Genomic DNA, 7,879 nt, shown 5'->3' with positions numbered 1-7,879 from the left:
CTGCTCGCCGTGATGAAGGCGGGCGCTGCCTTCGTGCCGCTGGCGACCGCCTTTCCCGAGGAGCGGATGGCGCTCATCATCGAAGACGCCGGCGTCAGCCTGATCGTCACCATCGCCGCCTATGCGTCGCGCGCCGGCCAGCTGCCGGTCCCGCATCTGCTGATCGACAGCACTGCTGCCGAAATCTCCAGACAATCCAACGCGCCGCTGCAGCCGCATGCGAAGGCCGCTTCAGCGGACGACACCTGCTACATCCTCTACACGTCGGGCACCACCGGCAAGCCCAAGGGCGTGGTCATCAAGCACCAGAGTTTCGTCAATTTCATCCGCGTCGCCGCCGCCTCCTACGGCTACCGGCCGGGCGACCGCGTCTACCAGGGCATGACGATCGCCTTCGACTTTTCCTCCGAAGAGATCTGGGTGCCGTTCGTCGCCGGCGCGACGGTGGTGCCCGCTCCTGGCCAGATGCCGCTGGTGGGCGAGGAACTCGCCGATTTCCTGCGGCTCCATGACATCACCTGCATCGCCTGCAGCCCGACGCTGCTGTCGTCGATGACATCGGATGTGCCCAGCCTGCGCACGCTGCTGGTGGGCGGCGAGGCCTGTCCGCACAATCTGGTGGTGCGCTGGTCGAAGCCGGGGCGGCAGATCCTGAACACCTACGGCCCGACCGAGGCGACCGTCACCGCCACCATGGGCGCGCTGACGCCGGACAGTCCCGTCACCATCGGCGCGCCGCTGCCGACCTACTCGATCGTCATCCTCGACGCTTCGCTGCCGCAGCTTGCCGAGCCGGGCGAACTGGGCGAGATCGGCATTGCCGGCATCGGGCTCGCGGTCGGCTATCTCAACCGGCCCGACCTGACCGAACAGAAATTCATCGCCGATTTCGTCGGCCTGCCGAACAACCCGTCCAAGCGCATCTACCGCACCGGCGACCTTGGCCGCATCAACGACCAAAGCGAGATCGAGTATAACGGCCGCATCGACACCCAGGTGAAGATCCGCGGCTACCGCATCGAGCTCGGCGAGATCGAGGCGGTGCTGCTCGACCAGCCCGAGATCGCTCAAGCCGCCGTCACCACCTGGGAGATCGAGCCCGGCCGCGTCGAACTCGTCGCCTATTTCGCAGCGAAGGCCGGCCAGACGGCGATCTCGCGCGCGGACCTCGCCAGGACGATGAAGCGGCGGCTGCCGGACTACATGGTGCCCTCCTATCTCGAGGAGCTGCCGGCGATCCCGATGACGGTTTCCAACAAGGTGGATTTGCGCCAGCTGCCGAAGCCGACAAGCGTGCGGCTTTCGGGCGATCGCGCCATGGTCGCGCCCGCCAATGACGACGAGCGTTTCCTGGCCGACGCGCTGGCCGCGGTGCTGAAGTTCGACGAAGTGTCCGTCGAGGACAATTTCTTCGACGATCTCGGCGCCAACTCGCTGCTGATGGCGCATTTCTGCGCCCGTGTGCGCACCAGGAAGGAATGGGCGACGGCGTCCATGCGCGACATCTACCTCCACCCGACCGTGGCGCGGCTGGCGCTGCATCTGGGCGTAGCGGACGAGATGACGACGGCCACCAACGAGCCCGTCCTCACGCGGCGGGCCTCCAATCTTGCCTATTGGACCTGCGGCGCCGCACAGCTGATGTTCTACGGGCTCTACAGCTATGGCGCCCTGTGGGCGATCAATGGTGGTCTCAACTGGATGTACGACGCGCTCGACGATCCGCTGCAGCTCTACATCAGGTGCGTGGCGCTTTCGGCCGCCGTGTTCTTCGGCATGTCGGGTTTTGCCGTCCTCGCCAAATGGGTGCTGGTCGGCCGCTGGAAGGCGGAAGCGTTTCCCATCTGGGGCGTGCGTTACTTCCGCTTCTGGGTGGTCAAGACGTTGATCCGCACCGCGCCCGTCGTGCTGTTCCGCGGCAGCCCGCTCTACAGCATCTACCTGCAGCTTCTCGGCACCAGGCTCGGCAAGAACGCCGTCATCGAATCGAAATCCGTGCCCGTCTGCACGGATCTCATCTCGATCGGCGCCAACACCATCCTGCGCAAGGAATCGATGATCCTCGGCTTCCGGGCGCAGGCCGGCTATATCCACACCGGGCCGCTGACCATCGGCCGCGATGCCTTTGTCGGCGTCGGTTCGACGCTCGACATCGACACCAGGATCGGCGACGGCGCCCAGCTCGGCCATTCGTCCTCGCTGCACCGCGGCCAAAGCATCCCCGACGGCGAACGCTGGCATGGCTCGCCGGCCGTGCCGACCACGGCCGACTATTGCAAGGTGCGCAATGTCGATCCGTCCAACATCCGGCGCTTCCTGTTCGAAGCGGTTCAGCTGATCGGCCTGTTTGCCATCGTCACTCCCTTGCCGCTCCTGTTCCACAGCTATTGGGAAAATGTCGGCGACGACTACCAGGAAACCATCGGCGTCGTCGCGATCGGCACCACGGTGACGCTGTTCGGCTACATGGCCGCATCCTTCCTGGCGGCGACGCTGGTGCCGCGCCTGGTCAGCCTGCTGTTGAAGCCAGGCCGCACCTACACGCTGTACGGCTTCCGCTACTGGCTGCAGACCGTCGCTGAATTCTCCAGCAATTCCCGCGTGCTCGGCCTGCTGGCCGGCGACAGCTCGGCCATCGTGCACTACATGCGAGCGATCGGCTGGAATCTCAACAAGGTGGTGCAGACCGGCTCCAATTTCGGCTCCAACCAGCAGCACGAAAACCCGCTTCTGTGCGAGATCGGCACCGAGACCATGGTGTCGGACGGGCTGTTCATGATCAACATGCACAAATCCGCCGCCGCCTTCAGGCTCGAGCCGACGAGGATCGGCGAGCGCAATTATCTCGGCAACAACATCTACTATCCGCCGGACGGCCGCACCGGCGACAACGTCCTGCTCGGCACCAAGGTGATGATCCCCATCGACGGGCCGCTGCGCGAGAATGTCGGGCTCTTGGGTTCGCCTGCCTTTGAAATCCCGCGCATGGTGAACCGCGACAAGGAACTCATCGCCGGCATCGACGAGGACGACCGGCGCCGGCGCATCCCATTGAAGAACCGCCACAATCTGGTGACGATCCTGCTGTTCGTGGCAACGCAATGGGTCATGCTGTTCGCCACGCTGGCGATCTGGGACCGGGCGCTGAACTACTACACCGAATGGGCTGAAGTCGCACTGTTCGTCGCCGTGCTGCTGACCTCGGCGATCACCATTCCGTTCTACATCTTCGTGGAACGGGCAAGTCTTGGTTTCGGCAGGCTGAAGCCGCAGATGACGACGATCTATGACGTCGCGTTCTGGCGTCATGAACGCCACTGGAAGCTGGCGGATTCGCCGATCGTGCGGCTGTTCGCCGGCACGCCGTTCCGGCCGATGATCCTGCGCATGCTGGGCGTCAAGATCGGCAGCCGTGTCTATGACGGCGGCAGCAATCTGACAGAACGCTCGCTGGTGGAGATCGGCGACGACGCCACCCTCAACGAGGGCTGCGTCATCCAGGCCCATTCGCTGGAAGAAGGCGCCTTCAAGTCCGACTTCATCCGCATCGGCAAGGGCTGCACGCTCGGACCCTCCGCCTTTGTCCACTACGGCGTTGTCATGGGCGAAGGTTCGGTGGTCGATGTCGACTCCTTCGTCATGAAGGGCGAAGAGCTGGAGCCCAACTCCATATGGCGCGGCAACCCGGCCAAGCTGCATCGCTTCGTCGAACCGATCACCGAGTCCTCGGCCAAGGCATCGGCTTGAACACCGAGGACATCCGTCTCGTTGCCGTGACCAGGGCCAACCGCGCTCTGGTGGCGGCCCTGGAACTGGCTCCGGAGCAGAGGGATTTCGTCGCCGGCAATTCGGAGTCCCTCGAAGAAGCCGAAACCGACGAAGACGCGCGGCCGCGCGCCATCATGGCTGGGACCCGTGTCGTCGGTTTCCTGATGTACGATGCGTCGGACAACGAGGCGCTGGTCTACCGCTTCATGATCGACCGCGCCCACCAGGGCAAAGGCTATGGCAAAGCCGCATTGCGCGCCTTGCTCGACGAGATCGGAAATCTCGGCCATATCAGGGAGGTTTCGATCTGCTACGAGCCCGAGAACGAGGCCGCACGCCACCTCTATCGCGCAGCCGGCTTCGTGGAACAAGGCATCGACGAGGACGGAGAAATGATCGCCGTCCTGCCGATGGTCGATCGTTGACGCCGCCCGTTGCGAATTCATCGGCGGAAACGACCCTGCTGGAGGCTATGGCCGCGATCGCGCCGAGCGGTGTCCGGATCGGATGCCGCCTGATCCGCGAAGGCGATGAAGCCCATCTGCTGCCCATGGAAGCCCGCTCTATCGCGGCGCGCCAGCTTGCCATGCGGCGCGCCAGCGGCGCTGCGCGCTGGATCGCGCACGGACTGCTGGCGGAGCTTGGCGTCGGCGACGTCGCCATCCTGCGCGCGCCAACCGGCGCGCCGGTCTGGCCCGAGGGAATAATGGGTTCGCTCGCGCACGACGACGACATGGCGGTAGCGGCGGTTGCACCGGTTGGCGATATCGCCTCGCTCGGCATCGACGTCGAGCCCGCGCAGCCTCTCCCGGATGATATTTTGGCGCTCGTGACAACACCCGCGGACCGCACCGACGCAGCCGACCGGCATCTTGCCGGCCGCATCCTTTTTGCCGCCAAGGAAGCCGTCTACAAGGCCGTCTATCCGCTCGATCGCGAGGTGCTGGGCTATGAGGACATCACCGTCGACCTGAACGCAGGCCACGCGACGACGAAGACAGGCCGCAAGGCCAGGCTCGCCTACTGCGTTGCCCCGCGCGTGGTGGTGCTGGCGTTTGTCGAGAAAGACAGGGGTTAGCGCGCAGTCCTATTCGCCAACGATCTCCGTATACGCCCTCACCTCGCCATCCAGCCCGCGCAGCCGCCAGTTCTCGCCCTCCCGTCCCTCGACATGGCAAGGCCCGATCGGCACCTTGCCGCCGCCTTCCGGCAGGTCGAGCACATAGACGGGGTTGCAGATGCCCGACAGTCGCGCCCGCAGCGCTTCGGTCAGCGCCTGCCCCTGCGCAATCGTCGTGCGCCGGTGCGCCATGCCGCGCGCGAGGTCGCCATGGTGCAGGTAATAGGGTTTGACGCCGAGGCGATACATCAGCTCGCGGCAGAGCTCCTCCAGCGCCTCGACGCTGTCGTTGACGCCTTTGAGCAGAACGCTCTGGTTGAGCAGCACGAAGCCGGCTTGCCGCAGCGTGCGACAGGCGGTTTCCGTGGCCTGAGTGATTTCCCGCGCGTGGTTGAAATGGGTGACGATGGTGACCATCAGCCGGCCCTGCAGGGCCGCAACCAGCCCCGGCGTGATGCGCGACGGCAGCGCCACCGGAACGCGCGTGTGGATGCGCAGCAGCCGCACATGCGCGATCGCTTCGATGCGCGCGCGGATTTCGGCCAGCGCCTTGTCGGGCAGCGACAGCGGATCGCCGCCGGTCAGGATCACCTCGCGGATTTCGGGGTGATCCGCGATATAGGCCAGCGCCGGCTCCAGCGCCTCGCGCGTATAACCCCTGCCGATCGAGGTCAGCGATTCCTTGCGGAAGCAGAACCGGCAATAGACCGCGCATTGGTAGGTCGGGAACAACAGCACCCGGTCGGCATGGCGATGCGTCAAGCGCGGCACCGGGCTGAAGTCATGGTCGGCGATCGGATCGTCGAGTTCGCCTTCCGCTTCCTCAAGTTCTTGCGGAGACGGGATGACCTGCGCCCGGATCGGATCAGCCGGGTCGTTCCAGTCGATCAGGTCGAGATAGGCTTTGGGCGCGCGCACCTTGTGGTTCGCCGCCGCGGCCTGGGCGGCTGCGCGCTCGGCTGACGACAGCGGGAGGCGGTCAAGGTCGCGGACGTGGCGCACCCCGGCGCGGACGTCCGCCTGCCAGGCGGTGTCAGGATCGGCGGAGCGTGCATCGTGGAGGTTCGTGTCTGAAGTCATCAGGGTTCTCGGGGCAGTTTCTGGCGGAGCTATCGGCCGGATGGCCAGGCGGGTCACCCTTCTGGGGTGGTCGCCGCCATCAAATCCACCGCCTGCAAATCCGTAGGTATTTAGCCAAAATGGCACTATTCTGCGCAGTCTGGGCTTCAGGGAAAACGAATGGACTTCAGCACAGGCCATGGTTACCTGCTCATCGGCGGCCTCATCCTCGTCGGTACTGGGCTGCTCATCCTGTCGCTGATCGTCAATCTGCGCGTCGCCCACAGTGTGCGCGACGACGTGCGTCATCGCGAAAAGCTGCTGGAATACTACCGTAACATCTTCTCGCAGTTGGGCGTGATCCTGATCGGCATCGGCGTGTCGCTGTTCATCTTCTTTTTCCAGCAGAATTACCAAGACCAGCGCAGACGCGAAACGGATCTCCAGCAGGTTCTGGCCAAGCTGGCGGCGCGCATCGCTCGTGGCGCTCCCCTCGTCGAGTCACTTGGCGAATTCGACGCGCTGCTGGATGACGGCGGGGCCTACGTTAGTCCCGAACTTGGTGGAACCAACGCCGCCATCGGCGCGCAGGGAGCGGAGCTTGGCAAGCAGATCCGCGAAATCCTGCTGGTTGAGCGCGACGTCGACATCCGGGACTTCGACATCCTCAACCTGTCGCGCGATTTCGAGTCGTCGTTCGTCGTCAACCAGCTCGATCCGACGCTATGGTTCGACATCGTGCGCGACGAGAGCGAGATCAAATATGCCATCACCCAACTCACCCTCGACTACAAGGACCTGCAGGATGCGATCGGCGGCGAGCCGATCGAGGTTGCGATCGCCAATCCTGAAACCGAGCGCAAGATCAAGCACGAGGTGCTCGACATCTTCTACGATGCCGACCTCTTGCGCCAGCGCAGCAGGCGATTTCTCGGCCGTGCGTGCTGGCTTCTCAGCCACGGACGCAGCTTTGTCAGTCTTGCACCGGTCGACGCGATCGAAGCCGACGCGAGGTCACATCAGGAATGGATCGACAGATCGAAGCCCTCGCTGGCACAGACGAAATCGGGCAACGGCGATTGCTTCAAACTGCTCCGATACGGCCCGGCATCCTGACTCCCGGCGGGACCGGTCGATTTGGAAGTCAGTCCCCCACACGTTGCAGCGTGCCGAGATGATTGTCGTCGAGAAAACCTACAGTCATGGCCGACGCCTTGCCGTCAGCGCCGACCACGAAACTTACACCCGAGGGGCTGTCCGGCGTCTCCGCGTCGGGGAAGGTCAGGAAAAGATCACCGTCGAAATGCCTCAATGAATAGGACCGGCCGGCGGCCGGGCCCACCTTGAGTACAAGGTCGTCTCCCGCTTTCGACACAATCGCGTCGCCGATGAAGTCGTTGGCGTACCGGCCAGCATAGACACTGCCCGGCCCGGCTCGCCGTGACGGAGACGGCGGCGCGGCGTAGGCGGCCTTGGCCGCCGCGACCACCGGACCGAACAGGCCCGCATAGATATCATTCCACGCCTTGACCCAGTCCTTCTCGACCTTACCGTCGAAGACGAGATCGGCGAAGCTGTCGGACAATCCCTCCGGCAGGCCAGTCGGAAAGGCGTTGGCGACGATGACTATGCCCAGCTTCTCCTTTGGGAAGACTGTCACCAGGGTACGCGCGCCGACGCTGAAAGCGCCGGCGTGGCCCCAGCTCAGGCCGTGTCGGCCGAATTCGACATTCCAGCCGAGGCCGTAGAACGATGCGCCGCCGGAGACGGGGTTGTTGCCGCGCGATATCAGCGGAACATGCGTCTGGCTTAGCGCATCGGCGGCAATCAGTGTCTTGCCGGCATAAACGCCGTTGTGGAGGATGAGGCGCACCCATTGCGAGAGGTCACGTGCCGTAGAGCTGACGCCGCCGGCGGGCGCCTGCGCATCCG

The 7,879-nt window shown here is 64.5% G+C and carries 6 protein-coding genes; 4 read left to right on the top strand and 2 right to left on the bottom strand.

Annotated elements, in window-relative coordinates; translation table 11 throughout:
- From EOA22_RS18220 to EOA22_RS18210, 3 genes are all read left to right on the top strand, one after another.
- Positions 1-3,747, top strand: a 3,747-nt coding sequence (locus EOA22_RS18220; protein WP_127390125.1) for a Pls/PosA family non-ribosomal peptide synthetase, incomplete at its 5' end; no start/stop codon positions are given.
- Positions 3,744-4,193 (top strand): GNAT family N-acetyltransferase, encoded by a 450-nt coding sequence (locus tag EOA22_RS18215; RefSeq protein ID WP_244514318.1) that lies wholly within the window; start codon positions 3,744-3,746, stop codon positions 4,191-4,193. The genes EOA22_RS18220 and EOA22_RS18215, both read left to right, overlap by 4 nt.
- A gap of 47 nt (positions 4,194-4,240) precedes the next feature.
- Positions 4,241-4,846: a 4'-phosphopantetheinyl transferase superfamily protein gene (locus tag EOA22_RS18210; RefSeq protein WP_063170289.1), complete on the top strand. Its 606-nt coding sequence runs from the start codon at positions 4,241-4,243 to the stop codon at positions 4,844-4,846.
- A gap of 9 nt (positions 4,847-4,855) precedes the next feature.
- On the opposite strand, the gene EOA22_RS18205 is transcribed toward EOA22_RS18210, so the two are convergent.
- Positions 4,856-5,968 carry a KamA family radical SAM protein gene (locus EOA22_RS18205; protein ID WP_063168613.1) on the bottom strand — a complete coding sequence of 371 codons (1,113 nt, stop codon included), beginning with the start codon at positions 5,966-5,968 and terminating at the stop codon, positions 4,856-4,858.
- Positions 5,969-6,127: 159 nt separating this feature from the next.
- On the opposite strand from EOA22_RS18205, the gene EOA22_RS18200 reads away from it, so the two are divergent.
- Positions 6,128-7,063, top strand: coding sequence for a hypothetical protein (locus tag EOA22_RS18200; protein ID WP_013530658.1), 936 nt, complete (start codon positions 6,128-6,130; stop codon positions 7,061-7,063).
- A 28-nt stretch (positions 7,064-7,091) separates the two neighbouring features.
- On the opposite strand, the gene EOA22_RS18195 is transcribed toward EOA22_RS18200, so the two are convergent.
- Positions 7,092-7,879: serine hydrolase (locus EOA22_RS18195; RefSeq protein WP_127390124.1), on the bottom strand; the 788-nt coding region annotated here is incomplete at its 5' end.

It is taken from the genome of Mesorhizobium sp. M7A.F.Ca.US.014.04.1.1 (genome assembly GCF_003998745.1).
Taxonomy (GTDB): domain Bacteria; phylum Pseudomonadota; class Alphaproteobacteria; order Rhizobiales; family Rhizobiaceae; genus Mesorhizobium; species Mesorhizobium ciceri.
Note: the sequence above shows the minus strand (reverse complement) of the source record. Positions and strands in the feature narration are given on the sequence as shown.